Source organism: Bradyrhizobium sp. USDA 4369, assembly GCF_054056435.1.
Window position 1 is genome coordinate 217,154 of sequence record NZ_JBSRYH010000001.1, and the last position, 19,189, is coordinate 236,342.

16 protein-coding genes are annotated in these 19,189 nt (G+C 65.8%); 11 read left to right on the forward strand and 5 right to left on the reverse strand.

Features of this window, described 5'->3' with window-relative positions; genetic code table 11:
• Positions 1-60: 60 nt before the first annotated feature.
• Entirely contained in the window at positions 61-453 is a 393-nt protein-coding gene (locus tag ACVIJ6_RS01015; protein WP_456771095.1) for a hypothetical protein, read from the forward strand.
• A 431-nt stretch (positions 454-884) separates the two neighbouring features.
• Here the strand turns inward: ACVIJ6_RS01015 and ACVIJ6_RS01020 are convergent, their stop codons facing one another.
• Complete coding sequence (locus ACVIJ6_RS01020) at positions 885-1,139, reverse strand: phasin family protein (protein WP_456771096.1); 255 nt, start codon at positions 1,137-1,139, stop codon at positions 885-887.
• 699 nt (positions 1,140-1,838) lie between these two features.
• On the opposite strand from ACVIJ6_RS01020, the gene ACVIJ6_RS01025 reads away from it, so the two are divergent.
• The gene (locus ACVIJ6_RS01025; protein WP_456771097.1) at positions 1,839-2,108 is read left to right on the forward strand and encodes a DUF2798 domain-containing protein; all 270 of its coding nucleotides are present in this window, start codon (positions 1,839-1,841) and stop codon (positions 2,106-2,108) included.
• A 349-nt stretch (positions 2,109-2,457) separates the two neighbouring features.
• Here ACVIJ6_RS01025 and mutY read toward each other — a convergent pair whose 3' ends face one another.
• Positions 2,458-3,561, reverse strand: a complete 1,104-nt coding sequence (gene mutY / locus ACVIJ6_RS01030; protein WP_456771098.1) for an A/G-specific adenine glycosylase — start codon at positions 3,559-3,561, stop codon at positions 2,458-2,460.
• Between the two features lie 125 nt (positions 3,562-3,686).
• On the opposite strand from mutY, the gene ACVIJ6_RS01035 reads away from it, so the two are divergent.
• The 9 genes from ACVIJ6_RS01035 to ACVIJ6_RS01075 all read left to right on the forward strand — a co-directional run bounded on the left by ACVIJ6_RS01035 (position 3,687) and on the right by ACVIJ6_RS01075 (position 13,999).
• Positions 3,687-4,166 carry a DUF721 domain-containing protein gene (locus ACVIJ6_RS01035; protein WP_456771099.1) on the forward strand — a complete coding sequence of 160 codons (480 nt, stop codon included), beginning with the start codon at positions 3,687-3,689 and terminating at the stop codon, positions 4,164-4,166.
• A 119-nt stretch (positions 4,167-4,285) separates the two neighbouring features.
• Positions 4,286-4,942: a DsbA family protein gene (locus tag ACVIJ6_RS01040; RefSeq protein WP_456771100.1), complete on the forward strand. Its 657-nt coding sequence runs from the start codon at positions 4,286-4,288 to the stop codon at positions 4,940-4,942.
• Positions 4,943-5,196: 254 nt separating this feature from the next.
• On the forward strand, positions 5,197-8,661 hold the full coding sequence (smc, locus tag ACVIJ6_RS01045; protein WP_456771101.1) for a chromosome segregation protein SMC: 3,465 nt from the start codon (positions 5,197-5,199) through the stop codon (positions 8,659-8,661).
• Between the two features lie 63 nt (positions 8,662-8,724).
• Complete coding sequence (locus ACVIJ6_RS01050; protein WP_456771102.1) at positions 8,725-9,705, forward strand: small ribosomal subunit Rsm22 family protein; 981 nt, start codon at positions 8,725-8,727, stop codon at positions 9,703-9,705.
• A gap of 146 nt (positions 9,706-9,851) precedes the next feature.
• Positions 9,852-10,280, forward strand: a complete 429-nt coding sequence (locus ACVIJ6_RS01055; RefSeq protein WP_456771103.1) for a COG4315 family predicted lipoprotein — start codon at positions 9,852-9,854, stop codon at positions 10,278-10,280.
• Positions 10,281-10,465: 185 nt separating this feature from the next.
• Positions 10,466-11,023 carry a LemA family protein gene (locus tag ACVIJ6_RS01060; protein ID WP_012042516.1) on the forward strand — a complete coding sequence of 186 codons (558 nt, stop codon included), beginning with the start codon at positions 10,466-10,468 and terminating at the stop codon, positions 11,021-11,023.
• 32 nt (positions 11,024-11,055) lie between these two features.
• Entirely contained in the window at positions 11,056-12,249 is a 1,194-nt protein-coding gene (locus ACVIJ6_RS01065) for a M48 family metallopeptidase (protein ID WP_456771104.1), read from the forward strand.
• 263 nt (positions 12,250-12,512) lie between these two features.
• Positions 12,513-13,274 (forward strand): P-loop NTPase family protein, encoded by a 762-nt coding sequence (locus ACVIJ6_RS01070; protein ID WP_008965306.1) that lies wholly within the window; start codon positions 12,513-12,515, stop codon positions 13,272-13,274.
• A gap of 56 nt (positions 13,275-13,330) precedes the next feature.
• A complete protein-coding gene (locus tag ACVIJ6_RS01075; protein WP_456771105.1) occupies positions 13,331-13,999 on the forward strand; it encodes a hypothetical protein in 669 nt (222 codons plus the stop codon).
• Positions 14,000-14,011: 12 nt separating this feature from the next.
• On the opposite strand, the gene ACVIJ6_RS01080 is transcribed toward ACVIJ6_RS01075, so the two are convergent.
• The 3 genes from ACVIJ6_RS01080 to ACVIJ6_RS01090 all read right to left on the reverse strand — a co-directional run bounded on the left by ACVIJ6_RS01080 (position 14,012) and on the right by ACVIJ6_RS01090 (position 18,988).
• A complete protein-coding gene (locus ACVIJ6_RS01080; protein ID WP_456771106.1) occupies positions 14,012-14,551 on the reverse strand; it encodes an adenine phosphoribosyltransferase in 540 nt (179 codons plus the stop codon).
• Positions 14,552-14,668: 117 nt separating this feature from the next.
• On the reverse strand, positions 14,669-16,834 hold the full coding sequence (locus tag ACVIJ6_RS01085) for an anthranilate synthase component I (protein WP_456771107.1): 2,166 nt from the start codon (positions 16,832-16,834) through the stop codon (positions 14,669-14,671).
• 468 nt (positions 16,835-17,302) lie between these two features.
• Positions 17,303-18,988, reverse strand: a complete 1,686-nt coding sequence (locus tag ACVIJ6_RS01090; protein WP_456776860.1) for a methyl-accepting chemotaxis protein — start codon at positions 18,986-18,988, stop codon at positions 17,303-17,305.
• Positions 18,989-19,189: the final 201 nt, after the last annotated feature.

Below are 19,189 nucleotides of genomic sequence, written 5' to 3' on the forward strand. Positions count from 1 at the left end.
TATCTCCATCTGCAATGCGGTCGCAACGTAAAAGACAAGCCAAGCGGAAGGATTCAGCTCGTGGCCTGTCGCCATGCGATCGTCGCTGCCTTCGCGGGCCACATCGGCACGGGCCGGAGGTTCCATGCCGCACGCCTGACCCGAATGGATACAGGCACACTTCCCGATGATGGATCGCACCGCGACAAGAGACATGATCTCGCGCTCTCGCGGCGCGACGCGCCCGAGCTGTTGCCGGAAAGGACCCTCGCAATTGAGGAGGGCGCAGGGAATGCCGGGCGCTGGCCGCTACCCATGGCCCGCCTGCAGAAAGATAAGCAGGCGGCAGTCACCACAGGTCCAGCCGGATCATCCGGCATTCCCTGCGCGATGGGCTACCGTCTTATACGTGATCTCCCTGGTGCGCCGGGCTTTCTGGCCACCATCCCCACGCGAAGCGAAGCCTCAACGTGAGTTGACATCAGCATCGGGATGCCAGGACTACACGATTTCAACGTCCGCGAAAGACCTCGCACCCGCTTGACGCCGGCAAGCCGGCGCAGCGCTGCACGAGACCGATCGACATCGTTCGTCCGACGACGCCGTCGCAGCCACCGCATCCCGCCCCGCGTGTCGTGACGACGCGTACGCCCCTCCTGCCGGGACGGAACGGGGCGGATAAGACACCTGATTTGGGATTGGCGTCAAGGAAAATTCTGAAAAACGGAATACGCAACCAGAACGGAGCGCAGCAACGGATCGGATGACGGGAAAGGTCGGCGCATTCTGAAAGCTGACATGGCCGGGCCTGCTTCTGGCTCGATCGGATCGTGATAGCCCGATGCCGACTAGCCAAACGAAAAACCCGCCAACGCGGCGGGCAGTTCGTCGCAAATTCTAGGATGTCAGTGAGCTGCCGGCGTGAACGCCGATGAAAAGAAATCCTTGTACATGTCGCCGATCTTTTTGGACTCGGCAACGAACGTCTCATAGCCCGACTTGATGTGATCAGACGTCAGTTGCGCGGCGTCATTGGGAGACTTCAAAGTGGCGAACTTCTCGAAATACGCTTTGTTCGCCTCGAAAGCCGCCTTCGCATAATCGGAGTGAGCAGTGGCTATTGCGGCGAGCTTTTCTTGTACGGGAGCAAAACCGGTCATTGAATCCTCCATAGAGCTCAACCAAGGCATCCTCAGAACTGAGTCATCAAACGATGCATGGGTGTCTACGTTTCTTTACTCGCAGCGCACCACGGATGAATGGTCATTACTGCTCACTATCCGAACAAGAAAACGTTACGGGCGGCGGGTTTGGGATGCCGGCAGCACGATTGACGGCGCGGCATATTCTTCTGAAAGGTTTTGGATTGCTTCGCAGCGTCGCTGCGTTCACAATGACGGGAGACACACTTGGTGTCCGCAACGCTGTCCCCAGCTCGGCACGACTGCCAGCCGTGGGTTGTCGCATAGGGGGAGCGCAGAGCGGCGGCGTGCTCGCCGTGATGCTGCGTACTCCGAGACAGCTGGCTTCCCTTGATGAAGCGATGGTCTTGTCGAGCCGGACGACGCGCCGCTTGCCGACGATCGGCCGGGGCCTTGCCGGTGCGAGACAATTGACCGTCATGCTCACGGTCGTCATGGAAAGACGGCCTTCCGTCATACGAACACCGCCGGTACGGATCCCGAATCGTAAGGACTTTTGACTGGCGCCCGGCCCGTCGTCGCGCTATCAAGTCACTGCTGCGCTCCTGCGCGCCGTAAGCGTCTCACGTCAGGCAACGCATTCAACGGATCGGCTCGATCCGGAGGAATGCATGATGCGTTGCCCGTGATCGACCGATCGAAATCCAGAATGACATCATGAAACAAACTGCCGAACCGCGCTCGCGCGGAAGACTGCCGGCGCGCTATGCGGCCGTGATCATGCCGCTGACGCTCTCGGTGCTGATGACCTTCGTGGTCTCGGCGATCGCAACCCTAAGGAGCCTTGGGCCGACCCCGGCATTCATCGCGACCTGGCCCGCAGCTTGGGCCATCTCCTGGGTCGTTGCGTTCCCCACGCTGCTCGCCGTGCTTCCGCTGGTGCGGCGGATCGTGGCGCTCGTGGTGGAGACGCCAAAGCCGCATTGACGGTAGTCGCTATTACAAGTGTGCGCAAAGCAGCCGCCCGGCAGGGCGGCTGCGTGCCCACACTCGTGCGGGGTCCTCGGTGCCTGATGCGCACGACCGGTTCACGGACGGATTTTCAGCATCCACCCCTGCGCGTTGCTGAGAAGCACCTTGCCAGGACGACAGCGGCGTACGTGGCTCCAGCTCATCAGTTCGCCAGGTCGTCATTGCGGGCGCAGCGAAGCAATCCAGAGTCCCGCACACCACCCTGGATTGCTTCGCTGCGCTCGCAACGACGGAAGAGAGATCTGGCATCCCCACCGTTATCCTTCGCTCCGCGAGACTGCCGGCCCTGTAACAGCATCGGAGGTCACTCACCCAGCCCATGCGCCACCACCTTGCGCATCACATTCGGCAGCGCCTCGCCGTCGAGCGTGGCGATCGGGACCCAGCGCATGCCGTCGGGCGCGCGCGTGCGGGCCGGCACCTTGGCCGTGTAGACCACGAGCTCCAGCGGGAAATGGGTGAAGACGTGGGTGACGACGCCGAGCTTGCGGTGCCAGCGTTTCACGCTCGCCAGCTCCGGGGCCTGGGCCAGGGCGTCGGCATCGTCCTGGCCGGCGTGCCAGTCCGAGCCGGGGACTTCGGTCATTCCGCCGAGCAGGCCCTTTGCGGGGCGTGAGCGCACCAGTAGCTCATCGCCCCTGACGACGACGAACGCCGCCCCTCGCCGCAGCGTGCCGGTCTTCTTGGCGGCCTTGCGCGGGAAGGTGTCCTGGTCGCCGCGGGCGCGCGCCGTGCAGTCGTCGTTCAGCGGACAGAGCGAGCAGGTCGGCTTCTTCGGCGTGCAGATGGTGGCACCGAGATCCATCAGCGCCTGGGCGCTATCGCCGGCGCGCGATGGTCCGAGCAACGTCGCCGCCAGCGCCTGGATCTGCGGCTTGGCCTGCGGCAGCGCCTCCTCGACGGCGAACAGCCGCGAGACGACGCGCTCGATATTGCCGTCGACCGGCATGGTCAGGCGATCGAACGCGATCGCGGCGATGGCGGCCGCGGTGTAGGGACCGATGCCGGGCAGCTTGCGCAGCCCCTCCTCGGTGTCCGGGAACACGCCGCCATGCTCGCGCAGCACGGTGACGGCGCAGGCATGCAGGTTGCGCGCCCGCGAATAATAGCCGAGGCCGGCCCACATCCGGAGCACGTCGTCGAGATCGGCGCTGCCGAGCGCCGAGACATCCGGCCAGCGCGCCAAAAACTTCTCGAAATACGGCCCGACCGCCTTCACCGTGGTCTGCTGCAGCATGATCTCGGACAGCCAGACCCGATACGGATCGGAGCGCTGCCCGACCGGCGCGCGCCAGGGCAGCCGCCGGCGATGGCGGTCGTACCAGGCGAGCAGTTGCGCGGGGCGCTCGGCGGGACCAGGTTTCTCTGGCTGGCTCTTGCGCTTGGAAGGAAGGGCTGATGACACCATTGGCTTAATCTAGTACGTCAGGGGCCAACGTCGCCCCGCTGGACCGTCGTCTCGTCTGCGGCATCCACGGCTTTCTTCGAGCCCCGGCGGTTCGGACTGGCGGCAGACCACAAGAGCCCGCATCCATGGCAAGACCCGGCCGCCTCACCGCAAAACCGCTGTCGCTGATGATGGGCGACGTGCTGTCGGCCGCCTATGCCAAGCAGGGCTTTGCCGCGCGCGAGCTGGTGACGCGCTGGCCGGAGATCGCGGGACGCGACATTGCCGAGCATGCCCAGCCGCTGAAGATGCAATGGCCGCGGCCGGTCGAGGGCCAGCCGCAGGAGCCGGCGACCTTGATCCTGCGCGTCGAGGGGCCGATGGCGCTGGAGATCCAGCATTCGTCGGATGTCATCCTGGAACGGGTCAACCGCTTCTTCGGCTGGCACGCGGTGGGCAAGCTGGCGCTGCGCCAGGGCCCGTTGACCCGGCCGCCGGTGAAGCGCCGCCCGGCCCCGCCCGATCCGACAACAGTCTCGAAAGTGGCGCAAACCCTGACGGCGATCGAGGACGACGCGCTGCGCGACGCGCTGGCGCGGCTCGGCGCCGCCATCAAGCGAAATTGACGTTCGCTGTTTGATCCGGCCTTGCGGCCCGGCATTGCCTCAGACGGGGTTTCAAGCTAGCGAAAAGCCGAGTTACGAGCGTTTCAGGCGCGAGATGCGCCCATTTCCGGAGCAGAGCCTTGATCATCACCCGCCGCGCCTTCACCGCTGCCCTGTCCCTGACCGGCCTCGCCGCGCTGGCCGGCCTGTCGCCGCTGCGGCTGATCTCGGACGCCCTCGCGCAGAGCGCCGCCGATGTCGCCAAGCCGCAGTCGCTGCCCGACATGGCGATCGGGCCGGCAGACGCCGCGGTGACCATCACCGAATACGCCTCGATGACCTGCCCGCATTGCGCGGCGTTCAATGCCACCGTGTTCCCGAAGCTGAAGGCCGAGTACATCGATACTGGCAAGGTGCGCTACATCTTCCGCGAGTTCCCGCTGGACATCAAGGCCGCCGCTGGCTCGATGCTGACGCGCTGCATCGCCAATGGCGACGCGCAGAAGTATTTTGCCGTCACCGACATGCTGTTCCGTTCGCAGAACGACTGGGTGGTGAAGAACACCACCGAGACCCTGACGCGGATCGGCAAGCAGGCCGGCCTCAGCCAGCAGCAGGTGGAAGCCTGCCTGAAGGACCAGGCGCTGCTCGACAAGATCGCCGCCGACCAGAAATACGCGAGCGACATTCTTAAAGTGGATTCGACACCGACCTTCTTCATCAATGGCGAGAAGATCAAAGGCGAATCCTCGATCGAGGAGTTTCAGAAGCGCATCAACCCGCTTCTGAAGAGCTGATTCGAATCAGCAGGACTGACTGAGTCCTGGAGGACACAACGCGGCCCCTTCGTGGGGCCGCTTCTGTTTGGCGGGCCCATTGCCACGAGAAAGCCTTGGAAAAGCAGGGCCGGCGGGTTGCCCTCGTGGGCGGCTCTCGCCATTGTCCGGCCCCTAGAACGGGCGGCCCCCGGCGACTCAGTCCACATTGACATTGCCTTCCATGGTATTGTCGGGGCTGGGAGATTCGTCTCCCGCCAACAGAGAATCTGTGCATGAAACTCACGCGTCTTCGTCTTCACGGTTTCAAGACGTTCGTCGAACCGACTGATTTCGTGATCGAACCCGGCCTCACCGGCGTCGTCGGCCCGAACGGCTGCGGCAAGTCGAATCTGGTCGAGGCGCTGCGCTGGGCGATGGGCGAGACCTCGCACAAATCGCTGCGCGCGGCCGACATGGACGCGGTGATCTTCTCCGGCTCGAACACCCGTCCGGCGCGCAACCACGCCGAAGTGGTGATGACGATCGACAACAGCGATCGTACCGCGCCGGCCGCCGTCAACGACCGCGACATTCTCGAAATCTCGCGCCGCATCGAGCGCGAGGCCGGCTCGGTCTATCGCATCAACGGCCGCGACGTGCGCGCCCGCGACGTGCAGATCCTGTTCGCCGACGCCGCCACCGGCGCGCGCTCTCCCGCGCTGGTCCACCAGGGCAAGATCGGCGAGATCATTCAAGCGAAACCTGAGCAGCGCCGCCGCGTGCTGGAAGACGCCGCCGGCGTCGCCGGCCTGCATGCGCGCCGCCACGAGGCCGAGCTGCGGCTGAAGGCGGCCGAGACCAACCTGCTGCGCGTCGAGGACGTCATCGGCCAGCTCTCCGGCCAGATGGAAGGCCTGCGCAAGCAGGCGCGCCAGGCGATCCGCTATCGCGAGGTCGCCGCCAAGGTGCGCAAGGCGGAAGCGACGCTGTATCATCTGCGCTGGATGGGCGCGCATGCCGACCTCAACGACGCCGCGCGCGTGCACGATCTCAGCGTCCGCGAAATGGCGGAGCGGACCCGCGAGCAGGCCGAATCCGCCCGCATCCAGGCCATCCGCTCCGCGCATCTGCCGGCGCTGCGCGAGGCCGAGGCCCGCGCCGCGGCGACGATGCAGCGGCTGAAGAATGCCCGCGACCTGCTCGACCGCGAGGAGCTGCGCGCCAAGGAGCGCGCCGGCGAGCTCGATCGCCGCCTGATGCAGCTCACCGCCGACGTTGCGCGCGAGCAGCAGCAGAACCAGGACGCCCAGGTCGCGCTGCAGCGCCTGGAGACCGAAGACGCCGAACTGAAGGAAGAGATCAAGGCGCGCGTCGAGATGCGCAGCGGCGTCGACGAGCGCGTCGCCGAGGCCGAGGCCCTGCTCACCGAGACCGAGCGCCAGTTCACCGAGCTGACGACGCAGCTCGCCGATCTTACCGCGCGGCGCAACCAGTTAGAGGCTAACGTCCGAAGCCATCGCGACCGGCTCGCCCGCCTCGACCAGGACATCGCCAATGTCCGCGCTGACGAGGCGCGGCTGGCGCAGGAGACCGCCCATCTCGGCGATCTCGACACCCTCGCGGCCGCGCTCGAAGCGGCCGAGGAAGCCGAGGCGCAGGCCGAGGCCGCGGTGCAGACCAACGAGTCGGCGCAGGCCAATGCGCGGCAGAAGCTCGAAGCTTCGCGCGCCCCGCTCGCCGAGGCCGAGAAGCGGGCGCAGCGGCTGGAGACCGAGGCGCGCACCATCTCCAAGATGGTCAATAGCGAGACCAAGAATTTGTGGCCGCCGATCATCGACGGCGTCACGGTCGCCAAGGGCTATGAGAAGGCGCTCGGCGCGGTGCTCGGCGACGACCTCGATGCGCCGGTCGATGCCTCCGCGCCGATGCACTGGACGGTCGCCGGCGCCGAGGTCACCGACCCCGCGCTGCCCGATGGCGTCGAGCCGCTCGCGGCCTATGTCCAGGCGCCGCCGGAGCTGTCGCGCCGCCTCGCCCAGATCGGCGTGGTGTCGCGCGATCGCGGCGCCCAGCTGGTGTCGCAGCTGCGCACCGGCCAGCGGCTGGTGTCGCCGGAAGGCGACGTCTGGCGCTGGGACGGCTTCATCGCCGCGGCGCATGCGCCGACCGGCGCGGCCCGCCGTCTCGCCGAGCGTGCCCGCCTGATCGACATCGAGGCCGAGCTGGAGCAGGCGCGCGTCGATGCCGCCAACAAGCGCCAGGCGCTGGAGAGCGCCGAGGCCGAGGTGAAGGCGGCGACATCAGCCGAGAGCGCCGCGCGCGAAGCCTGGCGCGCCGCGCAACGCGAGGTGAACTCCGCCCGCGAGCGCCATGCCAATGCCGAGCGCGAGATCAACCGCCATTCGGCACGCAAATCGGCGCTGGTCGAGGCCTCCACCCGCCTCGCCCATGACCGCGCCGAGATCGCCGAGCTGCATCAGAATGCGCTGGAAGCGATCGAGGAGCTGCCGGCAACCACCGAGGCCGATGGCCGGCTGGCCGCCGTGCGCGCCGAGATCGAGACCAAGCGGCGCGCCGCGGCGCAGGTCCGCGCCGAAGCGCAGGCGCTGGCCCGCGAAGCCGAGCTCGCCGACCGCCGCGTCCAGGCGATCATCACCGAGCGCAACGACTGGTTCAATCGCATCCGCGGCGCCGGCTCGCAGATCGCCACCATCGAGGCGCGCATCGCCGAGGTGAAGGACGAACGCGCCGAGCTGGAAAACGCGCCGGAGATCTTCGCCGAGAAGCGCAGCGCCCTGATCGACGAACTCGCCATCGCCGAGGAAGAGCGTCAGGTCGCCGCCGACGCATTGGCCGAGGCCGAGACCGCGATGGGCGACACCGATCGCGCCGCCAAGGCATCGCTGGAAGCATTGTCGAAGGCGCGCGAGGCCGCCGCCCGCGCCGAGGAGCGGCTGGAAAGCGCCAAGCGCCGCGTCGCCGACGTCGAGCGCGAGATCCACGACATGCTCGAATGCGAGCCGCAGGCCGTCGCCGCCATGGCCGAGATCGGCCCGGACACCGAGCTGCCGCCGCTACACGAGATCGAAGAGACCCTGGAGAAGCTGCGGCGCGACCGCGAGCGGCTCGGCGCCGTCAATCTGCGCGCCGAGGAGGAGCTGACCGAGGTCGAGGGCTCGCACACCGCTTTGACCACCGAGCGCGACGACCTCGTCGAGGCGATCAAGCGGCTGCGCCAGGGCATCCAGAGCCTCAACAAGGAGGCGCGCGAGCGCCTGCAATCCTCGTTCGAGACCGTCAACGATCACTTCAAGCGTCTCTTCACCGAGCTGTTCGGCGGCGGCGAGGCCGCGCTGCATTTGATCGAGAGCGACGACCCGCTCGAGGCCGGCCTCGAGATCATCGCCAAGCCGCCGGGCAAGAAGCCGCAGACGCTGTCGCTTTTGTCGGGCGGCGAGCAGGCGCTGACGGCGATGGCGCTGATCTTCGCGGTGTTCCTCACCAACCCGTCGCCGATCTGCGTACTGGACGAGGTCGACGCGCCGCTCGACGACCACAACGTCGAACGTTTCTGCAACCTGCTGCATGAGATGAAGGGCTCGACCGAGACCCGCTTCATCATCATCACCCACAACCCGATCACCATGGCGCGCATGAACCGGCTGTTCGGCGTCACCATGGCCGAGCGCGGCGTGTCGCAGCTCGTCTCGGTCGCGCTCGACGAGGCCGTGAAGATCCTCGACCAGCAGGTGGCGTGATCTTGCTCCGTCGTTCCGGATCGCCGCGCGAGCGGCGCCCGGGATGACGCGTGGAGAGCACCGATGATCTCTCCTGATCTGCCGGCGGCGCTGAAGTCCGCCTTGGAAGCCAGACTGCACGGGCAGTCGCGCCGCGACGCAGGAGAGCGCGCCGGCCGCATCTCGGACGCCTATCGCAGCGGCGGCAATTCCGGAACGATCACGAGCGAGGCCGACGCGATTGCCTATGCGACGGTGCGGATGCCAGCGACCTATGCCGCGGTCGCGGCCAGCCTGAACGCCGTGATGCAGGTGAGCCCGGACTTTGCCCCGACCTCGCTGCTCGATGTCGGCGCCGGCCCGGGCACCGCGAGCTTCGCGGCGGCGGAAGCATTTTCCTCGCTGTCGTCGTACAGCGCCGTCGATTCCAATCCCGCCTTGCGCTCGCTGGCCGTGGCGCTCGCGGACGACGCGACGCGCCTCCGCGCCCTCGCTTACGCGCTGGGGCCGGCGCGGGCGCTGCTGGACCGTGCGGAGAGCGCCGATCTCGTCATCGCCAGCTACATGATCGGCGAGCTGACGGAGGCCGAGCGCGCCGCGACCATCGATGCGCTGTGGACGCGAACCAACAGCACGCTCCTGATCGTCGAGCCCGGCACCCCCGCCGGCTATCAGCGCATCATCGCCGCGCGCGACCGCCTGATCGCGACGGGGGCCCATGTCGCCGCCCCCTGCCCGCATGCGGCGGCGTGCCCGTTGATCGCACCGGATTGGTGCCACTTCGTCCAGCGGCTGGCACGCTCGCGGGCGCATCGCGAACTGAAAGGCGCTGACGTCCCGTTCGAGGACGAGAAGTTCAGCTTCATCGCCCTGACCCGTGCACCGGTCGCACATCGCCCCGCTGCCCGCGTGCTCGCACCGCCCTTGGTCACCAAGATCGGAGCAACGGCCAAGCTGTGCCGCGCGGATGGCACCGCGGCCGCCGTCAGCATTCCCCGTCGCGACAAGCCTGGTTTTGCCGCGGCCCGGCGCTGGGACTGGGGCGACGGCGTGACGCCGCCTTAGCCCGAGATCCGCGACCCGACATGGTTAAAGTCGCATGGCGTTGGTCGCTCATTTTGTCGACTTCGCGAAACCCGCGAGAAATCCGTTCCTGCTACGGTGAGCTGTAACGGGCGCTGAAGGCGCTGCTCACAAGGGAACGCGTGTCGATGTTCAGGACGATGACGATCGCTGCAATGCTGCTGGTTTCGGCAGGAACCGCCTTCGCCGGCGGCCATGGCGGTGAGTCCTCGGCACCGCCGCCACCGAAGCAGGAAGGTCCGCCGGCCAAGGCGATCATCGGCAAGAACGGCCCGGTCCTGACCGATCCGAAGGGCATGACGCTCTATTATACCGAGCGCGACAACACCGGAAACAAGTCGACCTGCGACGGCGAATGCGCGCAGAAGCGTCCGCCGCTGATCGCGCCCGACAACGCCGTGGCGAGCGGCGATTTCACCATCATCACCCGCAGCGACGGCAAGAAGATGTGGGCCTATCGCTATCGCCCGCTCTACACGTCGCAGCTCGACAGCGCCCCCGGCGACATCAAGGGCACCGATTCCTCCCAGCAATGGCGCGTCGCCCGCCCCTATTGAACCGGCGGCATCGCAGGCCAGAGGCCTCGGAGCTGCGGGCGACCACCGAACGGACGCCCTGCCCCGGCGGCGCTTGAACGGTCGCGCCCCCTGCTGCGACCAATGCACGCCGGTCCGCCTGAGGACCGACGGCGCCACCGCCTGGCGGCCGCCTTGCCCTTCCGCCCTCGCCTTCGGAGCCCTTCATGTCCGGCTGGATCATCCTCGGCATCCTCGTCGTTCTCGTGCTGTTCGCTTTCAGCGCCTACAACCGTCTGGTGGCGCTCAGCCAGCGTGTCAGCCAGGCCTTTGCCGACATCGACGTCCAGCTCAAGCAGCGTCACGATTTGATTCCGAACCTGGTCGAGACGGTGAAAGGTTACGCCTCGCATGAGCGTGGAACCCTGGACGAGGTCATCAAGGCCCGCAATGCGGCCATCTCAGCGCAAGGCCCGGCCCAGGTCTCTGCCGCCGAAGGCCAGCTGTCTGGCGCTCTCGGCCGCCTGATCGCGCTCTCGGAGGCATATCCGGACCTCAAGGCCAATGCCAATTTCCAGCAGCTCGCCGGCGAGCTGTCCGACATCGAAAACAAGATCGCCGCCAGCCGGCGGTTCTTCAACAATGCGGTGTCGGAATATAATACCGGGATCCAGCAGATGCCGGCGGCGCTGTTCGCCGGCACCTTCGGCTTCACCCGCAAGGAGTTCTTCGACCTCGGCGCCAGCCGGACGGAGCTCGAAGCCGCGCCGAGCGTGAAGTTCTGAGCCAGCACCTTCGCGCCTGAAAGGCCGATGCCATGGCTGCCTACGGTCTCTACACCCATATCGCATCGAACAAGACCCGTTCGGTGCTGCTGCTCGGCGGCCTGTTCCTGCTGATCTATGTGCTGGTGTTCGCCGGCGCGCTGATCGCCGAGGTGATGATCAACGGCGATGGCAGCGTCGCCTATTACACGAACGCCGCCACGCGCGACCTGATCAAGGCGCTGCCCTGGGCCACGCTCGGCGCGGCCGCCTGGATCGTGATCGCCTATTTCTTCCACCAGAAGATGATCGATGCGGTGACGGGGGGCCACGCGGTGACCCGCCAGGAGCAGCCGCGGCTGTACAATCTGCTCGAAAACCTCTGCATCTCGCGTGGCATCACCATGCCGCAGCTGAAGATCATGGACAGCCCGGCGCTGAACGCCTTCGCCACCGGCCTGAACCCGCGGCAATATGCGGTCACGGTCACGACCGGCCTGCTGGCTGCGTTGGACGACCAGGAGATCGAGGCGGTGCTGGGTCACGAGCTGACCCATATCCGCAACGGCGACGTCCAGCTGATGGTGGTGGCGGTGATCATCGCCGGCGTGGTCGGCTTCTTCGGCGAATTGTTCTTCCGCCTGTTCACCAATATGAGCTGGGGTGGCGGCTGGGGCCGCTCCTCCTCGTCCTCCTCCTCTTCGTCGTCCGATTCCGATCGCAAGGGCTCCGGCGGGGGTGCGATCATCGTGGTGATCGTTGCCGTCGTCTTGATCGTGCTGGCCTGGCTGCTGTCCCAGGTCGTCAAGCTGGCCCTGTCGCGCACCCGCGAATATCTCGCCGACGCCGGCGCGGTCGAGCTCACCAAGAACCCCGACGCCATGATCAGCGCACTGCGCAAGATCGAAGGCCGCGGCGAGCTGCCCGGCGCGACCTCAGCGGTCATGGAATTGTGCGTCGACAATCCCCGCGAGGGGTTTTCCGATCTGTTCGCCACGCACCCTTCGGTCGATGCCCGGGTCCAGGCGCTGATCAAATTCGCCGGCGGCCATGATCCGGGCCCGCTGGCGCTGCCGTCCGAGTCCCCTGAGGGGGACGCTGCACCGACGGACGAGAATGCTCCGCCTCCGCTGCCCCCATCAGGCCCCTGGGGCGATGCGAGCCAATCGAACGGCTCTCCCGCGCCAGCAGACGCCCCTCAGGGTCCCTGGACCACGCCGGCCTCCGGCCCCTGGGGCAGACATTGACCCGGCGGACCGAGGCAGGGTTCGCACATTGATCGCGCACAGCGTGCGGCTGTCCTGCCACTCCCTCTCAAGTGTGTCCTAGCTGGAGCGCGATTTCGGCCGGAATGCTTCCGATTACGTCGGTCTGTTGCAGCAAAGGCGCAAAATTCGCCGCTCCCGTGCTGCAATGAATTTGAATTCTTCAGCGTTTCTGCCATGTTCGCGCCCAAAGCAGAATGCAATGCGCCGGCCCGCTGGCCGGCCTCAAGGCTGAAGGACTTTCCATGGCGAAACCGGCAGTGGTTGTGGTGGGCGCGGACAAGGGTGGGGTCGGCAAGACCACGGTGTCGCGGACGTTGCTCGATTATTTCAGCGCCAACAACGTGCCCACCCGGGCGTTCGATACCGAGCATCCGCGCGGCACCCTGAAGCGCTTCCACCCGGAAATCACCGAGATCGTCGACATGAATTCGACGCCGGACCAGATGAAGATCTTCGACACGCTGAGCGCGGTGGCGCCCTCGGTGACCGTGATCGACGTCCGCGCCGGCCTGATGTCGCCGACGCTCGCGGCGCTGCGCGATATCGGCTTTCTCGACGCCGCCCGCTCCGGCCAGATCACCTTCGCGGTGTTCCACATCCTGGGCTCGTCGATCGCCTCGCTGGACGAGATCGCCGAGACCGCGAGCTACATGATCGGCGCGAAATATTTCCTGGTGAAGAACTTCATCAACAACACCAGCTTCTTCGAGTGGGACCAATCGACCTACAATTCCTACTTCCACCGCATCAAGGACGCGACTGAGCTGACCATTCCCAAGCTCAACGAGATGGCATTCGAGCAGGTCGAGGTCGCCTCGGTGCCGTTCCTCAAATTCGTCGCCAACAAAGGTCCCCGTGACGAGGCCGCCAACTACTCCTTCGTGCTGCGCGGCTATGTCCGGCATTGGCTCGCCAATGTCTGGAGCGAATACGACCGCATCAAGCTCACCGACATCGTCGGATCGACCAAGGCGCCGACGCCGCGGCCGGCCGGGGAAAAATAGCGCGGCCGTGAACGATGGGACTTTATCGCCAGCGCATTTGACCTGATATAGGTCTGATGCCCGCGACGCCCGTCTACATCGTCTGCTCGCCCCGGCCGCAGTCCGGGAAGACGCTGCTCGCGCGGGTGCTGAGCGAGTTCCTGCTGCTCAAGGACGGGGAGGTGCTCGCCTTCGACGTCACGTTGCGTGAGCCGTCGCTGCTCGACTTCCTGCCCCGGGTCACCGAAACCGCGACCATCGAGGACACCTACGGCAAGATCCAGCTGATGGATCGCGTGATCCTCAACGACGGCATCGCCAAGGTGATCGACCTCGGCTACTACTCGTTCGAGGAATTCTTCAAAATGTCCGAGGAGATCGGCTTTTTGAAGGAGGCCGCGCGACGGGGCGTGGTCCCGATCGTGCTGTACTGCGCCGAGGGCGACCGGGTGTCGGTGCGCGCCTATGAGGCCCTGCGACGGCAGATTCCGCGGCCCCAGCTTATCGTGGTCGAGAACGACCATGTGCTGCGCGAGGACCTTCCGGACACTTACAGCCGCGGCAAGCATCTGCGCATCGGCGCGCTGCCCGCCTTCCTGCGGACCTATGTCGAGCGCTTCTCGTTCTCCTTCACCGGCTATCTGCGCCAGGAGAAGGACCCCTCCACCGAGCTCTACCAATGGATCCGGCGCAACTACTATGCGCTGCGCGAGATCGAGAGGGAGGTCCTGATGCAGCGGTCGTGAGGCCGGCCGTGCTCAATGGCCCTCGAACGAGATCAGTGTTCGCACGGGAACGTCGAGCGCGCGCAACTTGGCCGCGCCGCCGAGATCCGGCAGGTCGATGATGAAGCAGGCCGCCACCACGGTGGCGCCGATCTGCCGCAGCAGCTTCACCGCGCCCTCCGCCGTGCCGCCGGTGGCGATGAGGTCGTCGACCAGGATCACCCGCTCGCCGGGCTGCACCGCGTCGACATGCATCTCCATCTCGTCGGTGCCGTATTCCAACGCATAGGACATGCTGACCGTCTTGTGCGGCAGCTTGCCCTTCTTGCGGATCGGCACGAATCCGGCCGAGAGCTGATGCGCCACCGCACCGCCAAGGATGAAGCCGCGCGCCTCGATGCCCGCGACCTTGTCGATTTTCGACCCGGCCCAGGGATGCACCAGTTCGTCGACCGCGCGGCGGAATGCGCGCGCATCCGCCAGCAGCGTTGTGATATCCCGGAACAGGACGCCGGGCTTGGGATAGTCCGGAATGGTGCGGACCGTGTTCTTGATGTCCAGATCGAACGTCATCGTGCTCTCATCCACTCTATGTGATTGCCGTCATTGCGAGCGAAGCGAAGCAATCCAGGGGCCGCGAGAAAGAACTGGATCGCTTCGTCGCTGCGCTCCTCGCAATGACGGCAGTGATCAACTTCCCGGCTGATTGAGCCGGAACGCATTCTCCACGATCCTCAGCCCCACGGCATCGCCGAGCGACATCAGCGATTCCGGGTGGAACTGCACGCCCCCGACCGGCAGCGTCTTGTGCTCGATCGCCATCGCGACGCCATCCTCGGTCGCCGCCGTGACGGTCAAGACCTCGGGCATGCTGTCGCGCTCGACGAACAAGGAATGGTAGCGGCCGATGACGATCTCGTTCGGCAGTCCCTGCATCAGCCGGCCGCCGCGCACCTGGACCCGCGAGGGCCTGCCATGCGCCGGCTGGGCCAGCTGGCCGAGCTGGCCGCCAAAATACTCGCCCATCGCCTGGACGCCCAGGCACACGCCGAAGATCGGCAGCTTCCTGGCGAGCGCGGCGTCGATCGTCGTCGAGATCTTGAAGTCCTCCGGACGACCTGGCCCGGGCGACAGCACGATCAGATCCCAGCTGCGCTCGGCCAGCATCTTCAAGGCATGGACATAACGCACCACGGTGACGTTGGCGCCGACCTGGCGGAAATAATCGGCCAGCATGTGAACGAACGAATCGTCGTGGTCGATCAGCAGCACGTTCTTGCCGGAGCCGGTCGCGTCCGGCGCGGTGGACGACAGCGGCTTCGGCGGATCGCCGCGCAGCGCCTGGAACAGCGCCGCCGCCTTGACCTGGCACTCGCGGTCCTCCGCCGCGGGATCGGAATCGAACAGGCAGGTGGCGCCGACGCGGACCTCGGCGAGCCCATCCTTCATGCGGATGGTGCGGATGGTCAGGCCGGTGTTGATCGAGCCGTCGAAATTCACCGCGCCGATGGCGCCGGCATACCAGCGCCGTGGCGACCGCTCATTGTCCTCGACGAACTGCATGGCCCACAGTTTCGGCGCGCCGGTCACGGTCACCGCCCAGGCGTGCGTCAGGAAGGCGTCGAGCGCGTCGAAACCCGGCCGCAGCATGCCCTCGACGTGGTCCACCGTGTGGAACAGCTTCGAATAGGTCTCGATCTGCCGGCGCGCCAGCACCTTGATGGTGCCGGGCACGCAGATGCGCGCCTTGTCGTTGCGGTCGACATCGGTGCACATGTTGAGCTCGAACTCGTCCTTTTCCGAGTTCAGGAGCTGGCGGATCTGCTCGGCATCGCCGATGGCGTCGCGGCCGCGCGCGATCGTGCCGGAGATCGGGCAGGTCTCGACACGGCGGCCGTCGGAGCGCACGAACATCTCCGGCGAGGCCGAGACGAGGAATTCGCCGTCGCCGAGATTCATCAGCGCGCCATAGGGCGACGGGTTGATGCGACACAGCCGCTGGAACACTTCCGCAGGCGAGCGGTCGCAGGGTTCGGCGAATAGCTGGCCGGGCACCGCCTCGAACAGGTCGCCGCGAGCGAACGCCGCACGCGCCTTCTCGACCGTGGCCTGGTACTCGCCAGGGGCGTGATCCGCAAAACCCTGGCGCGGCTCCTTCAGATAGAGGCTGGCATCGGTGTCGCGTGGCAGGCCCGCCGTGGACTGGCCATTCCAGGCAAAATCGTAGGACAGAACGACGCCGCGGCCGGTGGCGCGATCATAGGCCAGCAAGCGATCCGGTACGTACAGCACGATGTCGCGCTGGTCCTTCTCGCGCGGCCGCTTCTGGACGAGATCCTCGATCTGGAACACGAGGTCGTAGGCGAAGGCGCCGAACAAACCGAGCAGCGGATCATCATTGGCGGACAGCGTCGCGATCATGGCCCGCACCAGCGACATCACGCTGGCGCGCCTTGTGCGCTGGTCCTCCTCGACCGGGGCCGGCCCGCGGACGATGTGGCCGGCGAGCCGCGCTGGCGAAGCCGCGGTGATGACCACGCAGGGCTCGCGCAGGGTGTCCTTGAGGAAGGCAACCAGGACCTCGCCGCGGCGGTTCAGCGCCTGCAGGGTGAAATCGGTCCCCTTGGTCTCCAGCACCAGCGGCGGATCGGCGAAACCGAGGTCGAAACTCTCGTAGCGGCCGGGCACGGTGGTGCCGGAGGACAGCACCACGCCGCGGCGGCGGTCGAGCAGGTCGATCAGATCGTCGAGCCGGCTGGCGCCGCCGGAAAACTGCTCAACGGCGCGCGCGATCGCGAGCCCGCCAGAGGTGCGGTAGTCACTGCGGGCCGGAAGGGCGAAAACGGTCCTGTTCATGGGTCCTCTCGGAGCTTCTCTTACGAAACTTGCCGAGGAAACGCCACACAGGACCAACCAGAAGCCGCCGCTGCGTGGCGGCCCCTCTGCGATCGAATGTCAGACAAATCGCACCGGCCACCTTTTACAAGGTGCGCCACCAGAGACGGGCTGGGCGGACGAGGGTGCTCATGCGGCGGAAATGACCACGGCCGGCGGCCAGGGTCAAGGGCGGCGGGGCCACAGACCGGGCTGACTCCTGTGGCAAACCTTCCACCGCCATTGCTCCGCCTCGACCTCCGAGCACCGCGAGGGCTCGCCCCACTGCAACCCTCCCCTGGAGGGGGAGGGTGAACAACATGCCCGGATTTCGCGCAGGAGCCGCAGCCAGGACTGGCGGCGGCGCGCGCCAATTGTTGCAGCTCGTCCCTTCGCCTTTCCAGCACCGCGCGAAGCGCGGCTCCGCAGCCTATCCGCCGTTGGCGGCTATTAGGCCACGGCCCTGGCCGTCAGGGCCTGCGCTTCTGCCGCGGCGCGGGCCATGCTGGATGACATCTCGTTCGTCACCGTGCTCTGCTCCTCGACCGCGGCCGCGGTCGAGGTGACGTATTCGCTGACATTGGTGATCGCCTGCTTGATGGAGCCGAGCGCCGTCACGACGTCTCCGGAGATGCCGTTGAGGTTCTCGATTTCCTGGGCGATCTTGTCGGTCGCCTGCTTGGCCTGGTTGGCGAGGCTCTTGACCTCGGATGCGACCACGGCGAACCCCCGTCCGGCTTCGCCGGCGCGCGCGGATTCGATGGTGGCATTTAGTGCGAGTAAATTGATCTGCCCGGTGATGTTGTTGATCATCTCGACGATGCCGCTCATCGCCTGAGCAGCGTCGGACAGGCGCTGGGCCTGGCCGTCTGCGGCAGTCACCTGCCCCACCGCCCCGATCGCCGTCTCGCGCGACTTGGTCATCGCTTCGGAAATCTCGCGCACCGAGGCGTTCAGTTCCTCCGAGCCCGCGGCAACGGATTCCATCATCGCGCGAACGCGCTCGTTGCCGATCCTGATCAGCACCTGGCGAGTGACGTCCGTCGCATATTTCACCACCTTGAACGGCTTGCCGTTGAGGTCGAGGATCGGGTTATAGGACGCCTGGATATAGACCTCCTTGCCGCCTTTTCCAATTCGCTTGTATTCAGCCGCCTGATATTGCCCGCGGTTGAGAGCCGCCCAGAACTCGCGATAGGCTGCACTGTCGCGCTCCGCGGTCTCGACGAACATGCTGTGATGCTTGCCGCTGATTTCGGCCAAGGTGTAGCCAAGCGCATGTAGAAAATTGTCGTTCGCCGTGATGATCGTGCCATCCATGTTGAATTCGATCACGGCCTGCGACTTGCCTATGGCGTCGATCTGGCCGGCCAGATCTGCGTTCTTCAGCTTCTGCGCGGTGACATCTGTTGCGAATTTCACGACGCCGAAGGGCTTGCCGAACGCGTCGAGGACAGGGTTGTAGGTGGCGAGGATCCAGACCTCCTTGCCGCCCTTGCCGATGCGCTTATACTCGCCGCTCTGATATTCGCCGCGATTGAGAGCCGCCCAGAACGCGCGATATGTCGAGGTTTCGCGTTGTGACGCCTCGATGAACATGCTGTGGTGCCGACCCTGCATCTCATCGAGCCGATAGCCGAGCGCGTCGCAGAAATTCTGGTTGGCGGTCACGATCGTCCCGTCGAGCTTGAACTCGATCACCGCCTGGGCGCGATTGATCGCGGCGATCTTGGACGACTCCGCCATGCTGCGCAGCTTCTTCGCGGTGATGTCGGTCGAGAATTTTACCACCTTGAACGGCTGCTTGTTGCCGTCGAGAATGGGATTGTAGGACGCCTCGATCCAGACATCATGTCCACCCTTGGCGATCCGCTTGAACTCACCGGCCTGGAATTCGCCGCGGTTCAGAGACGCCCACAACGCGCGATAGGCGGCGTTGTCCCGTTCGTCCGGTGCGACGAACATGCTATGATGTTTGCCCTGGATCTCCTCGAGCCGGTATCCAAGCGTATCGAGGAAGTTCTGGTTCGCGGTGATGATGCTGCCGTCCATGTTGAACTCGATCATCGCCTGGGAGCGGCTGATCGCATCGATCAATGCCTGCGCGTCTCCCTTCATCGTCCTGCGGCCGAACATTATCTTCACTCCGTCCTCCGGCGCGGCCACTGCGGCTGCGATATCCGGACTTGCAAAGCTCTGGAATCATGGATGCCACCACAGCGTGCCTCCACCTCAGAACAGCTGGAACCTATTTGATTCAATTTATGAAAGTATTTGTCCGATCGCCGACAGAAAGGCCGATTTCTGCCAGCGCCATTAACTTCACTGACACATTCG

Coding starts and splice junctions, on each gene's coding strand:
- ACVIJ6_RS01025 (WP_456771097.1), top strand. CDS start 1,839: ATGAAACAAACTGCCGAACCGCGCTCGCGCGGAAGACTGCCGGCGCGC.
- ACVIJ6_RS01060 (WP_012042516.1), top strand. CDS start 10,466: ATGTCCGGCTGGATCATCCTCGGCATCCTCGTCGTTCTCGTGCTGTTC.
- smc (WP_456771101.1), top strand. CDS start 5,197: ATGAAACTCACGCGTCTTCGTCTTCACGGTTTCAAGACGTTCGTCGAA.
- ACVIJ6_RS01085 (WP_456771107.1), bottom strand. CDS start 16,834: ATGAACAGGACCGTTTTCGCCCTTCCGGCCCGCAGTGACTACCGCACC.
- mutY (WP_456771098.1), bottom strand. CDS start 3,561: ATGGTGTCATCAGCCCTTCCTTCCAAGCGCAAGAGCCAGCCAGAGAAA.
- ACVIJ6_RS01090 (WP_456776860.1), bottom strand. CDS start 18,988: ATGTTCGGCCGCAGGACGATGAAGGGAGACGCGCAGGCATTGATCGAT.
- ACVIJ6_RS01020 (WP_456771096.1), bottom strand. CDS start 1,139: ATGACCGGTTTTGCTCCCGTACAAGAAAAGCTCGCCGCAATAGCCACT.
- ACVIJ6_RS01035 (WP_456771099.1), top strand. CDS start 3,687: ATGGCAAGACCCGGCCGCCTCACCGCAAAACCGCTGTCGCTGATGATG.
- ACVIJ6_RS01055 (WP_456771103.1), top strand. CDS start 9,852: ATGTTCAGGACGATGACGATCGCTGCAATGCTGCTGGTTTCGGCAGGA.
- ACVIJ6_RS01070 (WP_008965306.1), top strand. CDS start 12,513: ATGGCGAAACCGGCAGTGGTTGTGGTGGGCGCGGACAAGGGTGGGGTC.
- ACVIJ6_RS01065 (WP_456771104.1), top strand. CDS start 11,056: ATGGCTGCCTACGGTCTCTACACCCATATCGCATCGAACAAGACCCGT.
- ACVIJ6_RS01075 (WP_456771105.1), top strand. CDS start 13,331: ATGCCCGCGACGCCCGTCTACATCGTCTGCTCGCCCCGGCCGCAGTCC.
- ACVIJ6_RS01050 (WP_456771102.1), top strand. CDS start 8,725: ATGATCTCTCCTGATCTGCCGGCGGCGCTGAAGTCCGCCTTGGAAGCC.
- ACVIJ6_RS01080 (WP_456771106.1), bottom strand. CDS start 14,551: ATGACGTTCGATCTGGACATCAAGAACACGGTCCGCACCATTCCGGAC.